Annotated in this window: 14 protein-coding genes; 3 read left to right on the top strand and 11 right to left on the bottom strand. The window is 55.1% G+C overall.

What is annotated here, in order from left to right; all coding sequences use genetic code 11:
* Positions 1 to 3 precede the first annotated feature (3 nt).
* The 7 genes from hrpB to ACTH3S_RS02790 all read right to left on the bottom strand — a co-directional run bounded on the left by hrpB (position 4) and on the right by ACTH3S_RS02790 (position 8,167).
* The gene (hrpB, locus tag ACTH3S_RS02820; RefSeq protein WP_441807503.1) at positions 4 to 2,493 is read right to left on the bottom strand and encodes an ATP-dependent helicase HrpB; all 2,490 of its coding nucleotides are present in this window, start codon (positions 2,491 to 2,493) and stop codon (positions 4 to 6) included.
* Positions 2,494 to 2,594: 101 nt separating this feature from the next.
* A complete protein-coding gene (locus ACTH3S_RS02815; RefSeq protein ID WP_441807502.1) occupies positions 2,595 to 3,809 on the bottom strand; it encodes a YbfB/YjiJ family MFS transporter in 1,215 nt (404 codons plus the stop codon).
* 95 nt (positions 3,810 to 3,904) lie between these two features.
* Positions 3,905 to 4,570 (bottom strand): SCO family protein, encoded by a 666-nt coding sequence (locus tag ACTH3S_RS02810; protein ID WP_441807501.1) that lies wholly within the window; start codon positions 4,568 to 4,570, stop codon positions 3,905 to 3,907.
* A 155-nt stretch (positions 4,571 to 4,725) separates the two neighbouring features.
* Positions 4,726 to 5,646, bottom strand: a complete 921-nt coding sequence (cyoE, locus tag ACTH3S_RS02805) for a heme o synthase (RefSeq protein WP_441807500.1) — start codon at positions 5,644 to 5,646, stop codon at positions 4,726 to 4,728.
* Positions 5,643 to 6,734, bottom strand: a complete 1,092-nt coding sequence (locus ACTH3S_RS02800) for a COX15/CtaA family protein (RefSeq protein ID WP_441807528.1) — start codon at positions 6,732 to 6,734, stop codon at positions 5,643 to 5,645. The genes cyoE and ACTH3S_RS02800 overlap by 4 nt, the downstream gene beginning before the upstream one ends.
* 64 nt (positions 6,735 to 6,798) lie before the next feature.
* On the bottom strand, positions 6,799 to 7,449 hold the full coding sequence (locus tag ACTH3S_RS02795) for a hypothetical protein (protein ID WP_441807499.1): 651 nt from the start codon (positions 7,447 to 7,449) through the stop codon (positions 6,799 to 6,801).
* Positions 7,430 to 8,167, bottom strand: coding sequence for an SURF1 family protein (locus ACTH3S_RS02790; RefSeq protein WP_441807498.1), 738 nt, complete (start codon positions 8,165 to 8,167; stop codon positions 7,430 to 7,432). The genes ACTH3S_RS02795 and ACTH3S_RS02790 overlap by 20 nt, the downstream gene beginning before the upstream one ends.
* A 54-nt stretch (positions 8,168 to 8,221) precedes the next feature.
* Between ACTH3S_RS02790 and ACTH3S_RS02785 the strand changes: the two genes are divergently transcribed.
* A complete protein-coding gene (locus ACTH3S_RS02785; RefSeq protein WP_441807497.1) occupies positions 8,222 to 8,425 on the top strand; it encodes a twin transmembrane helix small protein in 204 nt (67 codons plus the stop codon).
* 18 nt (positions 8,426 to 8,443) lie between these two features.
* Here ACTH3S_RS02785 and ACTH3S_RS02780 read toward each other — a convergent pair whose 3' ends face one another.
* From ACTH3S_RS02780 to coxB, 4 genes are read right to left on the bottom strand one after another with little or no spacing between them, the layout of a single operon-like run.
* The gene (locus tag ACTH3S_RS02780) at positions 8,444 to 9,331 is read right to left on the bottom strand and encodes a cytochrome c oxidase subunit 3 (protein ID WP_441807496.1); all 888 of its coding nucleotides are present in this window, start codon (positions 9,329 to 9,331) and stop codon (positions 8,444 to 8,446) included.
* Between the two features lie 16 nt (positions 9,332 to 9,347).
* Positions 9,348 to 9,938 (bottom strand): cytochrome c oxidase assembly protein, encoded by a 591-nt coding sequence (locus ACTH3S_RS02775; RefSeq protein ID WP_441807495.1) that lies wholly within the window; start codon positions 9,936 to 9,938, stop codon positions 9,348 to 9,350.
* Between the two features lie 13 nt (positions 9,939 to 9,951).
* Entirely contained in the window at positions 9,952 to 11,535 is a 1,584-nt protein-coding gene (gene ctaD, locus ACTH3S_RS02770; RefSeq protein WP_441807494.1) for a cytochrome c oxidase subunit I, read from the bottom strand.
* A gap of 57 nt (positions 11,536 to 11,592) precedes the next feature.
* Positions 11,593 to 12,717 carry a cytochrome c oxidase subunit II gene (coxB, locus tag ACTH3S_RS02765; RefSeq protein ID WP_441807493.1) on the bottom strand — a complete coding sequence of 375 codons (1,125 nt, stop codon included), beginning with the start codon at positions 12,715 to 12,717 and terminating at the stop codon, positions 11,593 to 11,595.
* A 205-nt stretch (positions 12,718 to 12,922) separates the two neighbouring features.
* Between coxB and ACTH3S_RS02760 the strand changes: the two genes are divergently transcribed.
* Complete coding sequence (locus tag ACTH3S_RS02760; RefSeq protein ID WP_441807492.1) at positions 12,923 to 14,251, top strand: MATE family efflux transporter; 1,329 nt, start codon at positions 12,923 to 12,925, stop codon at positions 14,249 to 14,251.
* 199 nt (positions 14,252 to 14,450) lie between these two features.
* On the top strand, positions 14,451 to 15,101 hold the full coding sequence (locus ACTH3S_RS02755) for a hypothetical protein (RefSeq protein ID WP_441807527.1): 651 nt from the start codon (positions 14,451 to 14,453) through the stop codon (positions 15,099 to 15,101).
* Positions 15,102 to 15,113 lie beyond the last annotated feature (12 nt).

The following is a 15,113-nucleotide window of genomic DNA, read 5'->3' as shown; positions in this document are numbered from 1 at the left end:
GCGTTATTTTCGCTTAACGCCCTGCTGGGCAACAGCGGTGAGTGGATCCTCTGGCCAGGGATGTTTCGGATAACGGCCACGAGTGTCTTTGCGCACCTGTGGATACACGTTAGACCAGAAGCTGGCCAGATCGGCCGTGACGGCCAATGGTCGCCGGGCTGGCGAGAGCAGGTGAATCAACACCGGCACTTTGCCGTCCGCAACGGCCGGTGTTGTCATCCAGCCGAACAACGCTTGCAGCTTGGCGGCCAGAACCGGGCCGTTCTCAGCCGTGTAATCCAGAGCTACGGAGCTGCCAGTGGGGATGGTTAAGGCGGTAGGTGCAAGTTCTGCCAGTTGCTGTTGTTGCGGGTATTCCAGCAGGCCGTTCAGAGCGGTTTGTAGGTTCAGCCTGGCCAGTTCCGACCAGCGGTTGATACCCACTAAAAAGGGCCCCAACCAGTGCTCCACAGAGCCTATTAGGGCCTGATCGCTGGCATCTGGCCATTGATCGGGAAAATGTTTGGCCAACAGCATAACCCTTGCTTGCCATTGCCGGGCACCGGGTGTCCAGGGCAGGCTATCCAGTCCTTTACGTGTTATCGCGGCTAACAAGCCCTGCTGTATCAGCTCGGGCGAGAGTTGTTTAAGGGGTTTTTCCGCAAGCAGCAAAGCGCCCAAACGGCGGGTTTTGCGGGCAATCACCGTGCCGCGTTTATCATCCCATTCTGCCTCATCTTGCTCACGAATGTGGGCCGCCAGATCGGCTTCCAGGGTTGGCAAATCCACTGGCGCTGCCAGATATATCCTTGCCTCTTTGGCCTTACCGTCCAGATCCGCAGCCACCAACCATTCATGTCGGGCCAGCCCATCGTCTTCCCGTAATAGCACGCCTTTACCGTTGCTGAGCTGATAACGTGGCGTGTCTCCGGGCCGACGTTTGCCAATACGATCCGGATAAGCGAGTGCTAACAAACGCCCCACTTCGGTGGCCGTTGGGTCAGGCGTCTGTTGGCTGGATTTGGAAGCCCCAGATTCAGACAGACGCCTTGCCTGCTGGCGCAGGGCTTGTAGCCGGTTCGGGTCTGCACGCTGAGAGCCAAGTTCGCCTCTTAGTACCCTTATACGTTCATGCAAATCCGCGCCTGCACCTGGGCCGAGAAGGTCTCGGTCTTCCAGTAACGCCGTCAGTTCCGCCGCCAGCCTGCCCAGCCCAAGCACTCGCCCCAGCAGCACCATGTGCGCCAGCCGAGGGTGAATGCCCAAGGCCCGGGCAGATTTGCCATGCTCGGTAATCGCGCCATCTGCATCCAGCATGTCCAGCCACTGCAGCAGCTGTACCGCCTGTTGCCAATGTGCAGGCGGTGGCGGGTCGATCCATACCAGTTGATCTGCCGTGCGCGCGCCCCACTGGGCCAATTCAAGCACCAGTGGCGCGAGATCTGCCTCGCGAATCTCCGGTGGCGTAAACTCCGCCAGCCCGAATTGTTCTGATTCACGCCACAGCCGGTAACACACGCCTGGCTCAACCCGCCCGGCGCGGCCTTTGCGCTGTTCTGCCGAGGCCTTCGAAACCCGTCCGGTTACTAACCGCGTCATCCCGCTGTTGGCATCAAACACCGCCCGGCGCTGCTGGCCGCTATCTACCACCACGCGCACGCCATCGATGGTCAGGCTGGTTTCGGCAATGGCGGTTGCCAGCACCACCTTTCGAGTGCCTTCTTCGGCTGGCGCAATGGCTTGGTCCTGCTCTGCCGCTTTAAGGTTGCCAAACAAGGGCGCGATCACCACGTTCTGGGCGACCTGCCCGGCTAACGCCTGAGCCACTCGGTGAATCTCGCCGGCTCCCGGCAGGAATACCAGCACTGAGCCTGGTTGCTGAGCCAAGGCCTCGATAACCACGGCCACCACCTGATCGACCAGCCGAGGATTGCGCTGAGTGGACGGTGTGGGGCGGTAGAGTAGATCCACCGGAAACGCCCGCCCCTCGCTGCTTAATACCGGAACATCCCCGAGCAAGCGGGCTATGGGCGCGGTATCCAGCGTGGCTGACATCACCAACACCCGAAGATCCTCCCGCAGCGCTTCTTGAGATTCGCGCACCAGGGCCAGCCCCAGATCAGCCTGTAGCGAGCGTTCGTGGAACTCATCAAACAGCACGGCGGCGTAGTCTTCCAGCATGGGGTCATTCTGGATCAGCCGGGTAAGAATGCCTTCCGTCACCACTTCTATGCAGGTCTCGCCAGATACTTTGGTATCCAGCCGCGTGCGATAGCCCACGGTTTGCCCGGGCTTCTCGCTCAGTTGCGCCGCCATGTACCTTGCCGCCGACCGGGCTGCCAGCCGCCTGGGTTCTAGCATTAGGATTTTGCGCCCCTGCCGCCAGCAGGCATCCAGCAAAGCCAAAGGTACGCGGGTGGTTTTACCGGCTCCCGGGGGTGCCTGCAGCAGGGCGGTGGTGTTCTGCTCCAGAGTGTGTTTCAACTTCGGGAGAATGTGATCTATTGGGAGCACGTTTTGATCTAACTTAGGGTTAAGACTGAGAGTTTTAGAGGTGGCGCGGTGGCGAATTCTGCGTTAGCTCAGGATTTTAGCATGGTTAGGTTTGGGGGTTATCAGTCAGCCTGGATCGTTCTAGCATGCCAGGCATCCGGGCGAGGAACGAAGAAAACGAAGATTAATCCGAAGGCCAGTGCGCCGACACCAATACCAAAAGCGGAAACCAGGGTGCCGCCGGCATCCAGCCATTGCTTGGTTAGCCAGGGGCCAACCATCTGAGTAAAGCCGTAGAGTGCGACCATGGCAGCAGAGAGACGAGGCCCCTGATGTGGATGCAAAGCGCGGCCTATGCGCTGGGTTAGCAATACCGTGCCAAGAAAGGTGCCGCCGACCAGAGCGGCACACAGAACCAAGCCGATAGTGCCGGGCCAAAGCACTGCGGCCAACACACCTGCCAACTGAATCAAAAAATTCAGTTTCAGCGCAGGTATGTCGCCCATTTTTGTGCCGAGTTTGTTCCATAGCCAAGCTGCCGGGATGGTGCATAGAGCAACGATGAGCCAGGTTCCGTCGAGCAACCAGTGGCCGGCTTCGAGTTCCAGCTTTGCCAACAGAGGCAGGAAAGTCATGGGGAGGATGTAACCCAGCCCGGCGCCAGCGTAAGCCAGAAACAATGGGACACTGGCCCGGTCGATGAGCGGTGTGGTTATTACCGTGTTACCGTCACTGCCGGACTGGTGATCCTGCAACTCAAGCCGAGACAGCCGATAGGCGCCCCACACAGCCAAGGGGATGGATATCAAAGCCGCTGGCCACCAGCGCCCGGCCCCTTCCAGCCAATCGGCACTGCCAGTTACCAGCCCACTGGAAACCAGCAAACCCAGGCCCACGCCTATGTATACAAGCCCACTCATGCTTGCCCGATTGCGCAGCACAAGCCATTCAAGAATCAACGCCGGCGCCTGTACAAAAATCACACCGTTGGCGACGCCGTTCAGCCAGCGGCTAGCCGAGATAGCGGTCAGGTTATCTGTCTGGGTAACGAAAAGGGTGGTTATCACATGCACCGCCAGAAAGGCGGGTAACAGAACGCGGATATGACTGACCCGGTGCCAACGAATCGCCAGCATGGCGCCCACCAGGTAGCCAAAGTAATTCCAGGTGGCGACCGCCGCGCCTTCAGGTGCTGTGAACTGACCATCGTCTACCAGATAGGGAAACAACGGCGTGTAGATAAAACGACCAAGCCCATGCACAACCATAAGCATAACGGCGCCAGCGGCCAAGACACCAAAGAGCTCTTGTGGTGTTGTGCTTTTCTGGTGATGCATATTGTCTGTTCCGGCGAGTGTATTTTCAGCCGGGCAGTCTATGCGAGTCCCGTCGCCATGTCAGTTAAACCTTAGCAAAAAAAACCTTGCCCCTCTCAAGAACCGGCATTTTCACGATTAACTTTAGACCATTCATAAATGCGCTCAAAGGCTTCCGCCATTTCTTTCGGGTGATGGGGCGGCTGAATAAGTGCCACCAACTCGCCATTCGGGTTCAGCAACGCAAAATGCCCGCTGTGATCCACCAGTAATTCCCCGTCCACCTGACGATGCACAAAAACCGCACTCAGGTTCTTAGCCAACTCCCGCAGAGTGACCAGGTCTCCGGTCAGGCCATGAAAGTTCTCACCAAAGAATGCTGTGTAGTCCTTAAGTTTTCCTGGGGTGTCGTGCTCCGGATCGGCGGTGACAAGCAAATAATCCGGTTGCGGCAGCTCATCCGACAGCAGTTTGTCGGTTCGCCGCAGGTTAGCCATGGCCGCTGGACAAACATCCGGGCAATTGGTGTAGCCGACAAACGCAAACGTCCACCGGCCCCTCAGGCTCTCTCGGGTAACCGTTTCGCCGTTTTCGTTGGTGAGCGTAAATTCGCTAAGGGTCCGCGGTTGGTCATAAACATAGGTGTTCATTTCGGCAAGATCTGGGGCTGGGATGGGTTCTCCGCTACCCACCTGAAACACCTGGCGCCCAACCACCAAACCAAAAATCAAAACCACGGCCAATACTAGAACAACCAACGTTATTTGAACTGAGCGATTCATTGTGACTCCAATTTGGCTTTCTCCGCTTTTTTTACACAGTGTACAGAGGAGGGGGTGGTGCCTTTTCCTCTGGGAAAAACAACTCGCTGCGCTCAGACATTTTTTCCCGGCAGAAAAGGCACCACCCCCTCCACTTGCGTACTTCTGAGTTTGCGTCAGAAAAACACATAGTGATCTACGAGAAGAACTACAAATAGCGCCATTAAGTAAGTTATGGAGTATTTGAAGGTGTTTAGGGCTACTCGGCGGTCGTCGCCTTTCAAAAGCCTTATAGCATAGTGGAGAAAGCGTAGGCCTAACACTAGGGCACCAGCCAAATAAATCCAGCCGGACATGCCCGTGACGAAAGGCAGCAAACTGACTGCCAGTAACATCAGGGTGTAGAGCAGAATGTGTAGTTCGGTGAATTTATTACCGTGGGTGACCGGCAGCATGGGTATGCCGGCTTTGGCGTATTCTTCCTTACGGTGAATAGCGAGGGCCCAGAAATGCGGTGGGGTCCAGGCGAAGATTATTAGAACCAATAACAATGCATGGCCTTCTACCTGGCCGGTTACCGCCGTCCAGCCCAGTAGGGGCGGCATGGCGCCGGCTAGGCCGCCAATGGTGATGTTTTGCGGCGTTGCCCGCTTCAGGAACAGGGTGTAAACACCGGCATAACCTACCAGAGAAGCCAGAGTAAGCCATGCGGTTAGGTGGTTTACCTGCCACATCAGTACGAACATGCCGACACTGGCCAACAAAGCCGCAAACACGATCGCTTCTACCGGAGAGATCTTACCTGTGGCTACTGGGCGCTTGCGGGTGCGAGCCATCACGGTATCAATCTTCTGGTCCACCACGTGGTTGACCACGGCGGCAGCCCCCGCAAGGAAGGCGATGCCCATGTTGCCCCAGATCAGCACCTCCATGCTGGGCAACCCGGAGGTGGCCAGCAGCATGCCGATAACCGATGTTAGGATCATCAAGGCGACGACGTTGGGTTTGGTTAACTCCAAATAATCCCGCCAGGAAATACCGCGTGTGGATTGGCTGGAATCTCGCTGGGCCGACAGTACGTCCACTTGCTCACTCATGCCGTAACCTCCTGATGCATTGTTGTTGTGGGTGTTGCTGTTGAAGCTTGGGGCTGTGGCAGCAGATGGTGCCGCCAAATCAGATAAATAACCGACAGTAGCAGCCCAGCGCCCATGGCGTTATGGGCCACTGCAACTGGCAATGGAATATGGAATAGAACGTTGGCCAGCCCTAGGGTGATCTGGGCTGCCAGTAACACAGCAACCAGCCTTACAGGGCCGTACAGTTCCCGGTTAGAACTCCGTCGCCAAAGTAGAGTGAGTAACACCCCGAAATAGCCCAGTGATACCAAGGCGCCTATTCTGTGGGTTACGTGTATTGCTACCCGGCCATCGGCTGTGAGCTGCCCGCCAAGGTAGTTGGGGCCTACGTGTTGGGTGATATCAAAGCCGTGCTGGAAATCCATACCTTCTGGCCACCACTGCCCCTGGCAGGTTGGAAGGTCAGTGCAGGCGACGGCGGCATAGTTCGCTGCGGTCCAGGCGCCTAAGGCAATCTGCAGAATAATGATTAACAAACCGCCGTAGAGCCAAGGGCGAAGACTGGCTAGGCTGGAAGTCGATCCGATGGGCCTCTGCTGTGCTTGTGGTACGGTGCTCTTGGTGCTGGCCTGCGCTGCCGAGAACTTCCGTAGCCGAAGTGCCAGCAAGGTAAGTAGGCTGATCGTGGTAAAACCGCCGAGAAGGTGCAGTGCAACAACCTGGGGCCAGAGTTTCAGGGTGACCGTCCACATGCCAAAGGCACCCTGAAGCAGAATAAAACCGGCGATGAAAAGCGGTAGTTTGAAGGGCATGCCACGGCGACGCTGTCTTACTGCTGCAGCTGCCAGGCCAAACACCACCAGCCCCAGCGTGCTGGCAGCGTAGCGGTGGATCATTTCTGGCCAGCCTTTAGCCACATCCACCGGGGTATCGGGGAACCGGGCATTGGCTATGGCAATGTGTGTCTCGCTCTGGGGCACGGATATAAACCCGTAACACCCAGGCCAGTCGGGACACCCCAACCCAGCATCAACCAGCCGTGTCCAGGCGCCCAACATGATAACAACAACGGCCAGAAGCACTGAGAATGTTGCCCAGTTCACCATGGCGCGGGCTTTTGGCTGGCTGTCGGCGGACCGATGGTTCAAGACTACTCCTCCGGGCTGACTCTCAGCCCACCAGTGACAGTTTGAGCAGGTGTTTCAGATCCTTGAGCATGTCCTTGCCAGAATTTTCCGGGCCGTAATGCATCATCACGTTACCGAACGGATCAATCAACATGATGCGAGGCTCTTTCTCTGGATTGATGCCTACCGGCCAAGCTGGCGCCGTGCCGGGCGCTGGAGCAAGACGTTCCATCAATGGGTATTCTGTAGACCAGCGCGCTGCCAAATCGCCAGTAATGTCACCCAGCACGGCAGCTCTGGACACACGATTGGCGTTTTTTCCCAGTGCAATGTTGGCTTGTCTCGCCAGATAAAGAAGCTCCTCACAACGGCTGTCGCACGCGCCGGCTGCAACTACCATCAACCATTGGGGCTCCGCTTGCCCGGCTGTGAAACGCTTAGCCAACGGCTGACCTGAAGGGGTCTCAAGATTCAGAGCCGCCACGGACATCGCAGGTGTAATCAGGGTGCCATGATTGGTGTGGCCGACAGGGTTCAGCCAGCCGGTATAGAACATTATGCTGGCCAGAATCATCGGCCCGAACCCAAGCGCAAACAGCAGAAAAGCGGTACGTCGGCCTTTGCGTACCTGGTCGGGCGTGGGGCCGCCTACTTCTTCGCGCTGTGGTATCTGGCTAGCCATTATCATTGTCATTATTGGATCCTGTTTTTCGATAACTCGCGACTACACTCAATATAGTCAGCACCACGGCAAGCGCAAACCATTGTGTCGCATATCCGTAATGAGTTTGCGGGCCCATAAGATCCGGCTCCCAGTCAGCACGGTAGGCTCCGGGCTGCTCACTGTCCTGAAGTCGAATGATGGCCGCAGGCAAGTCCGCAATCTCAGATCTTGCAACCGCCCCGGGAAGCATTTGCACCCGCCTTGGCCAGCCTTCTTTCGGGCCGGTTTCACCAGACAAAACCGGCGGTTCCGGGTACGGACCTACTCGGCCCGTCAGGCTGAATACACCGTCGGGAGGCGTTACGTCTGGCAATTCGTTTCGGGTTCTCGGGGCCGCTATCCAGCCTCGGTTAACCAGAACCGGCGGGCCCTGCAGCGGGTAAAAAGCCGTTAGCACCTCGTAGCCTGCCATGCCATCTCGGGTTCTGTTATCTAACAACCAGCTGCGCTCGCCGTAGAGCCCGGTCACCGTCACCGGCCTGCCGTTATCCAGCCCGCTGACCACTTGTTCCGGCCAGTTGAGGTTTTGCGCCTCCTGTTGCCACTGGTCAAGTAGAACCTGCTTTTCTTCCGCTCGGTTCAGCTGCCAGATACCCAAGGCTATTAATAGAGGCAAAAAGGCGCCGGTAAACACCATTAATCGCCAGTCTACGTGCCATTGTCGAGGGTTTTTCTTTGCTTCAGTCATGGTCTGCTATAGTAAATCTGGCAGCAGCCAGAACAAAAACCAAAGAGATTTTTTATGCTCAAAGCCCTTATCATTATTCTCATGCTCGCCGTCATCGTAAGTCTTTTCAGCGGCCTTTTTTTTCTGATCAGAGACGGCGGCAAAACCAATCGGGTGGTGAATTCCCTCGCTATTCGCGTAGCGTTGAGCGTGTTACTGCTGGCAGTTATTCTTCTATCACTGTGGCAAGGGAGCTTGACGCTGCATCCGACTCCCTGAGAGCAAACCCTTGCAGCATCAAATGACATACACAAACACGAATAAACCTAGCCAGACCACATCTACAAAATGCCAATACCAAGAGGTTGCCTCAAAGCCGAAGTGGCTGTCTGCAGTAAAATGTCCCTTGTGAATACGTATCAGCATGATGATCAACATCAATGTGCCTAGCATCACGTGAACACCGTGAAAACCCGTGAGCATGAAGAAGGTGCTGCCGTATATGCCTGACTGAAGGGTCAGATTGAGCTCTTGATAGGCATGCACGTACTCTTCTGCCTGCAGAAACAGGAAAACAAGTGCCAACACTATGGTGGCCCCCAGCCATAGCTTCGTTTTCTTCCGGTTATCTGCTTTGAGCGCGTGGTGCGCAACGGTTACGGTAAATGATGACGTAACTAGCAGGATGGTGTTCACCAGCGGCAAACCCCAAGCCCCAATCACCGATTCCGGCGCAGGAAAGATTTCGGGATCTGGGTTGTTGATCAATGGCCAGGTTGCCTGAAACCCCTCCCAGAGCATGTGGGAACTGCCTCGGTCACCTTCGCCCCCAAGCCAAGGCACTGCAAACACGCGAGCGTAGAAAAGCGCACCGAAAAAAGCCGCAAAAAACATGATTTCCGAGAAAATAAACCAGCTCATACCCCAGCGGAACGAACGATCCATCTGTGGGCTATAAAGGCCGCTTCGACTTTCTTTGATGACGTTGCCAAACCAGCCGAACAGCATGTAGATCATGATCAACACGCCGGCTGTAAATATCATCCAGCCGCCGCTCGTACCCTCGCCTTGATTGCTGGCAACCATAATCGAGGCCGCCCCAAACAGGGTAACCCCCAGGCCCACCGTCGCAACAATAGGCCACTTGCTCTGTTCGGGAACGTAATAGGTCTGAAAGTCCGCCATAGCACTCTCCGATGGCTTATCCATTATTGATTGTTGTTGTGTTTTTCACGGCAGCCTGTGGCTCACCCTGATCATAAAGCGTATAGGACAGTGTCAATTTGGTGATGTGGCTGGGCAGATCCTGATCCACAATAAACACTAAAGGCATTTCCGTACTTTCGCCAGCAGACAGCGGTTGCTGGTTAAAGCAAAAACACTCGGTTTTATGAAAATACAAGGTGCCCTCGGATGGCGACAAGCTTGGCACCGCCTGCCCCACCATATCCCGGCTGGTTGGGTTTTCGGCGTAGAAATTTACGGTGGTGGGTTCACCCGGGTGAACCTCAACACTGCGATCTACAGGCCGGAACACCCAGGGCATATCCGGCCCATTTTGCGCCAAAAACTGAACTTTAATGGTGCGATTCATGTCCGCAGCCGAGGGCTCCGTGGATTCATAGCGGCCACTGGTCTTGCCATTGATGCCGGTGATGTCACAGAACACGTCATACAGAGGCACCAGTGCAAAGCCGAAGGCAAACATTCCGGCCACGCTGGCAAGGCACCAGCCTATAACCCGCGCATTGGTGCGCTGGGGTACAGGCTTACCTTCCGATTGCTCAGCCATAGTTGCCTGCCTCCTATTTCACATCCGGTGGAGTGGTAAATGTGTGATAAGGCGCGGGTGATGGTATTTCCCACTCAAGCCCCTCTGCGCCTTCCCAAGGCCGAGCGGGTGCTTTTTCACCGCCTCTGGCACACTTCACCACTATGAAAAGGAACAACAGCTGAGTCGAGCCAAACATGAACGCCCCGATGCTCGATACCATGTTGAAATCGGCAAACTGCAGAGCGTAATCCGGAATTCGGCGGGGCATCCCGGCAAGGCCCAGGAAGTGCATGGGGAAGAAAGCCAAGTTCATCCCGATGAACGACAGCCAGAAATGAGTTTTAGCAAGGGTCTCGTCATACATATAGCCGGTCCATTTCGGTAGCCAGAAGTATGCCGAAGCGAAGATGCCGAATATGGCTCCTGGCACCAGTACGTAATGGAAATGGGCGACCACGAAGTAGGTGTCATGGTACTGGAAGTCCGCCGGGGCAATCGCCAGCATCAGGCCGGAGAACCCGCCGATGGAAAACAGAATCACAAACGCGACTGCAAACAGCATGGGTGCTTCGAACGTGAGTGAACCACGGAACATAGTGGCCACCCAGTTGAAGACTTTTACTCCCGTTGGCACGGCAATCAACAAGGTGGCGTACATAAAGAACAACTGCCCGGCGACAGGTACGCCAACCGTGAACATGTGGTGCGCCCATACCAGAAAAGAAAGCAGAGCTATCGCCCCCACCGCGTAAACCATTGAAGCATAGCCAAATAGAGGCTTGCGTGAGAACGCAGGAATGATATGAGACACCGCCCCAAAGGCCGGGAGGATCATAATATAAACCTCCGGATGCCCGAAGAACCAGAATACGTGCTGGAACAGAACTGGGTCGCCACCACCGGCCGCATTAAAGAAGCTGGTGCCGAAGTTGATATCCATCAGCATCATGGTTAATACGCCCGCCAGCACTGGCATTACTGCGATCAACAGAAAGGCCGTGATCAGCCAAGTCCAGACAAACATGGGCATTTTCATCAGGGTCATTCCCGGCGCCCGCATGTTAAGCACCGTGGCGATCACGTTAATCGCGCCCATGATCGAGGACACGCCCATGATGTGGATAGCGAAAATAAAGAAGGTGGTACTCGGAGGCCCGTACGTAGTAGACAAAGGCGCATAGAACGTCCAACCAAAGTTGGGCCCGCCACCTGACATGAACAGTGTTGAGATTAGAATCAGGAAGGCACAAGGCAGCAACCAAAAGCTCCAGTTGTTCATCCGAGGCAACGCCATGTCTGGCGCGCCAATCATTAGCGGTATCATCCAGTTTGCCAGCCCAACAAACGCCGGCATAACCGCACCAAAGACCATAAGCAACCCGTGCATAGTGGTCATCTGGTTGAAAAATTCTGGCTGAACGATTTGTAGCCCAGGCTGAAATAATTCCGCCCGGATAACCATCGCCATGGATCCGCCCAGGAGGAACATGGAGAAGCTGAATATCAGGTACATGGTCCCGATATCTTTGTGGTTTGTGGTCAACAGCCAGCGGCTGATGCCGCTAGCTGGGCCGTGATGATGATCTTGGGCGTGGGTATCTGCAACCGCACTCATTAAAACCCCCGTTACCGCCAATTATTGTGGCTGGTGATAGCTGTTATCTGGCGTTGATTACTGTTCGTTCTTGTAATCGAAGATTTCTTTTGGCGTGACCATGTCTCCCACCTTATTACCCCAGGCGTTCCGCTCGTAGGTAATGATGGCCGCAAGGTCGGCTTCATTCAGCTGGCCGCCAAAAGCCTGCATCGCCGTACCAGATTTACCGTTCACCACAATATCGAGGTGGGCGGCCATGTCTCCGGTCGCAATGGCACTGCCTTTAAGTGCCGGGAATGCCGGCGGCGCACCACTACCATCTGCCTGGTGACAAGCTGCGCAGTTGCTGGCGTAGGCCTTTTCACCGCGCTCCATAAGCTCATCCATGGTCCAGTCTTTCTGGGTCAGCTCACGCTCTTTCTCGGCCGCCGCTTTCTGTTCGGCAACCCAAGTGTTGTATTCCTCTTCAGGCACCGCCTTAACAACTACCGGCATAAACCCGTGATTCTTGCCACACAACTCTGCGCACTGACCACGATAGATGCCGGGCTCGTCCACGCGGGTCCATGCTTCGTTGATAAAGCCAGGAATAGCATCCTTCTTAACGCCGAAAGCTGGTACCCACCAAGAATGAATAACATCGTTGGCTGTAAGCAGGAAGCGGATCTTTTTACCCACAGGCACAACCATCATGTTATCCACTTCCAGCAAATAATTTTCGCCTTTAGCCTGACGATTGTTGATCTGATCCGGCGGTGTTGTGGTGTTGGAGAAGTAACCGAAATCTTCGTTGATATACTCGTACTGCCACTTCCACTGATAGCCGGTCACCTTAATATCTATGTCCGACTCAGTGGTGTCGTACATATCTATCAAAGTTGCGGTGGCGGGAATCGCCATGATGACAAGAATAACCAGTGGTATGAGCGTCCATAGAACCTCAACCAGCGTATTCTCGTGAAAATTTGCAGGTTTCGCGCCGCGAGACTTGCGGTGGGCGAAAATAGACCAGAACATGATCCCGAATACGACGACGCCTATGGCAACGCAAATCCAGAAAATGGTCATGTGAAGGTCAAATATATCGTTACTGGTACCGGTAACCCCGGGGGTCATGTTTACCGTCCAGTCCGCTAGGGACAGGGCGGGGAACGACAGACCGCCTAACAGGGCACCTGCCCGCTGAGCGTGCACGCGCATACTGTGTCTCCACAGAGTGTTATTCTTGTCGGATTTTGCGTAATCCCTCTGTTCTCAACCGGCGCTCGCATTCGCCAGAAAATTCCAGAGTGAAAGCCTGCTTACAGATACATCAATATTGAGTATAGACACAGATCAAAAAAATACTAAAAACCATTTAAACCCAAAAAGATTAAACACGCACTTATTTAGAAGAAGATAGAATATGACACTCAAACTGTCGGTCACAGACCGGCGCTTATGGGCTCTGGCATGGCCTCTGATGCTCACCAATCTCACGGTTCCATTATTGGGGTTGGTAGATACAGCTGTGCTGGGGCACTTAAAAAGCCCGGAATATCTTGGCGCAGTGGCAGTGGGCGCTAACCTGTTCACCATTTTGTACTGGAGCTTCGGCTTTATGCGCATGGGCACAACAGGGCTTGCCGCCCAGGCCTGGGGCAAGCGCGATAGCTTTAGCCAAGTTGCCTTACTGCTCCGCTCGGTGACGCTGGCGGTGGGTATAGGCCTGCTACTGATTTTGTGCCATCAGCCTTTGATAAAAATTGGGCTGGCGCTAATGAACCCAAGCCCAGGCGTAACCGAGCTTGCCGCCGAGTACGCGGCCATAAGAATCTGGAGTGCCCCTGCGGTGCTGTGTCAGTACACGCTTGTGGGCTGGCTGATCGGCACTCAGTATGCACGCGGGCCAATGATTATGCTCATCGTGGCCAACGGCCTGAATATCGTGTTGGATATACTGTTCGTAACCATATTCGGCTGGAATAGCCGAGGCGTAGCCATCGCGACAGTCATCGCCGAATACGGTGCTGCAATCATCGGCTTTATCATTGTGCTGCGCCGCATGCCCGATGGACAACGGCTTACTCGGGCATTGTTCGGAACCCTTGCGGACTATTTAGCCATACTGCAGGTAAACCGCTACATTATGGTTCGCACCATAGCCCTGCTGCTGGTGCTGGCCTTCTTTACAGCCCAAGGGGCTCGCCAGGGCGACACCATACTGGCGGCCAATGCGGTATTGATCACCTTTTTGCTTCTGATCTCCAATGCGTTAGACGGCTTTGCCAATGCCGCCGAGGCGCTAATTGGCGAATCTGTGGGTAGAGACAGCAGGCGGCGCTTCCTTGTGGTGTTCCGCTGCGCACTACGGTGGTCCCTTTGGGGTTCACTGTTGCTGACCATCTTGTTCGTAGTCAGTGGCCGCGGCCTAATAGCTTTGCTAACTGGCATTGAAGAAGTGCGCACCACAGCCTGGCAATTCCTGCCTTGGCTATGGCTACTGCCGTTTGCCTCAGTTTGGGGGTTTCTGTTTGATGGAGTATTCATTGGTGCTACACGCACCAAGGATATGCAAAACACCATGCTGTTTTCGGCACTCGGTGTTTTCGCACCCGTGTGGTGGTTAACCACAAGCTGGGGCAACCACGGGCTCTGGTTTTCTCTCATATGCCTTATGCTTGCCCGCGCAGCAAGTATGGGCTGGCTGTGCTGGTCACACACTCGTAACGACCGGTGGTTCAGCGCCCGGTAACCTGGATGCAATTGTTAACAATATCTGACAGTCCGAGAATCGCAGCTCACCAAATCTCGTCTACACTTGTGAGAAAAGACGGGCGCCTTGCAGTGGTATGTAAAAGTAACCTGCTGCGACTTAGCTGCCCAGGTACTTATTACCCCTTACAGGAGGCGCCTTGCGACCTCAATCTGTTCAAACACCGGCATGGCCTCAAATGACGCCACAGGCAGTCCTAGAGATCATTGACCACGCGCGGCGCAAGGAAGCCCGCTCGGGCACCTTTCTGAGGCAGCTGCATGAAAAGGCAGCGGCGTTGCCCTCTGCCATCACAATTGAGGGCTACAAGCCCGCCTCCTGTCTGTTCCAGTTTGCCATCGAGTACATCGAAATGGCGCCCAGGCTTATAGAGTGCGTGGATGCCTGTGCCAGAGAAGCCGGCACCGCACAGCTGTTTGATCCGTTTGTGACAGCTGCCATAGGTTACTTCACCGAGCCGTCTGCCTTTCTGGTGCACTACGATGGCTTGGATGGGCTTTTAATCCGCGCCTACCTTTGCCACCGCCTGATGGAAGAGATGCATGAAAATAATCACTCCATCAGAACCGGCGGGCTTGTCGATATGGAAGCAACTCGTGCTAATCTTCTGGTTCACGAGCTTATTGGCGAACCTTTCGCAAACGAACTGGACGCTTCAATCACCGTAACCGTGCTAAAGATTGCTGGTACGCCGGATTATTACGAACTGAACCTCGACCCCTTCGTTAAACAGGTGAACAACGATGCTTGGAACTGGATGCGACACTACTGGGAAAACCTCCTAATCCGCAATCACATCCGCTTTTCCCTGGGCTCTGGCTTGGCCTGACCTAGCCGTGTA

The organism is Marinobacter sp. (genome assembly GCF_052094685.1).
Lineage (GTDB): Bacteria > Pseudomonadota > Gammaproteobacteria > Pseudomonadales > Oleiphilaceae > Marinobacter.
The sequence above is the reverse complement of the archived record's forward strand: the minus strand, read 5'-3'. Positions and strand labels throughout refer to the sequence as shown.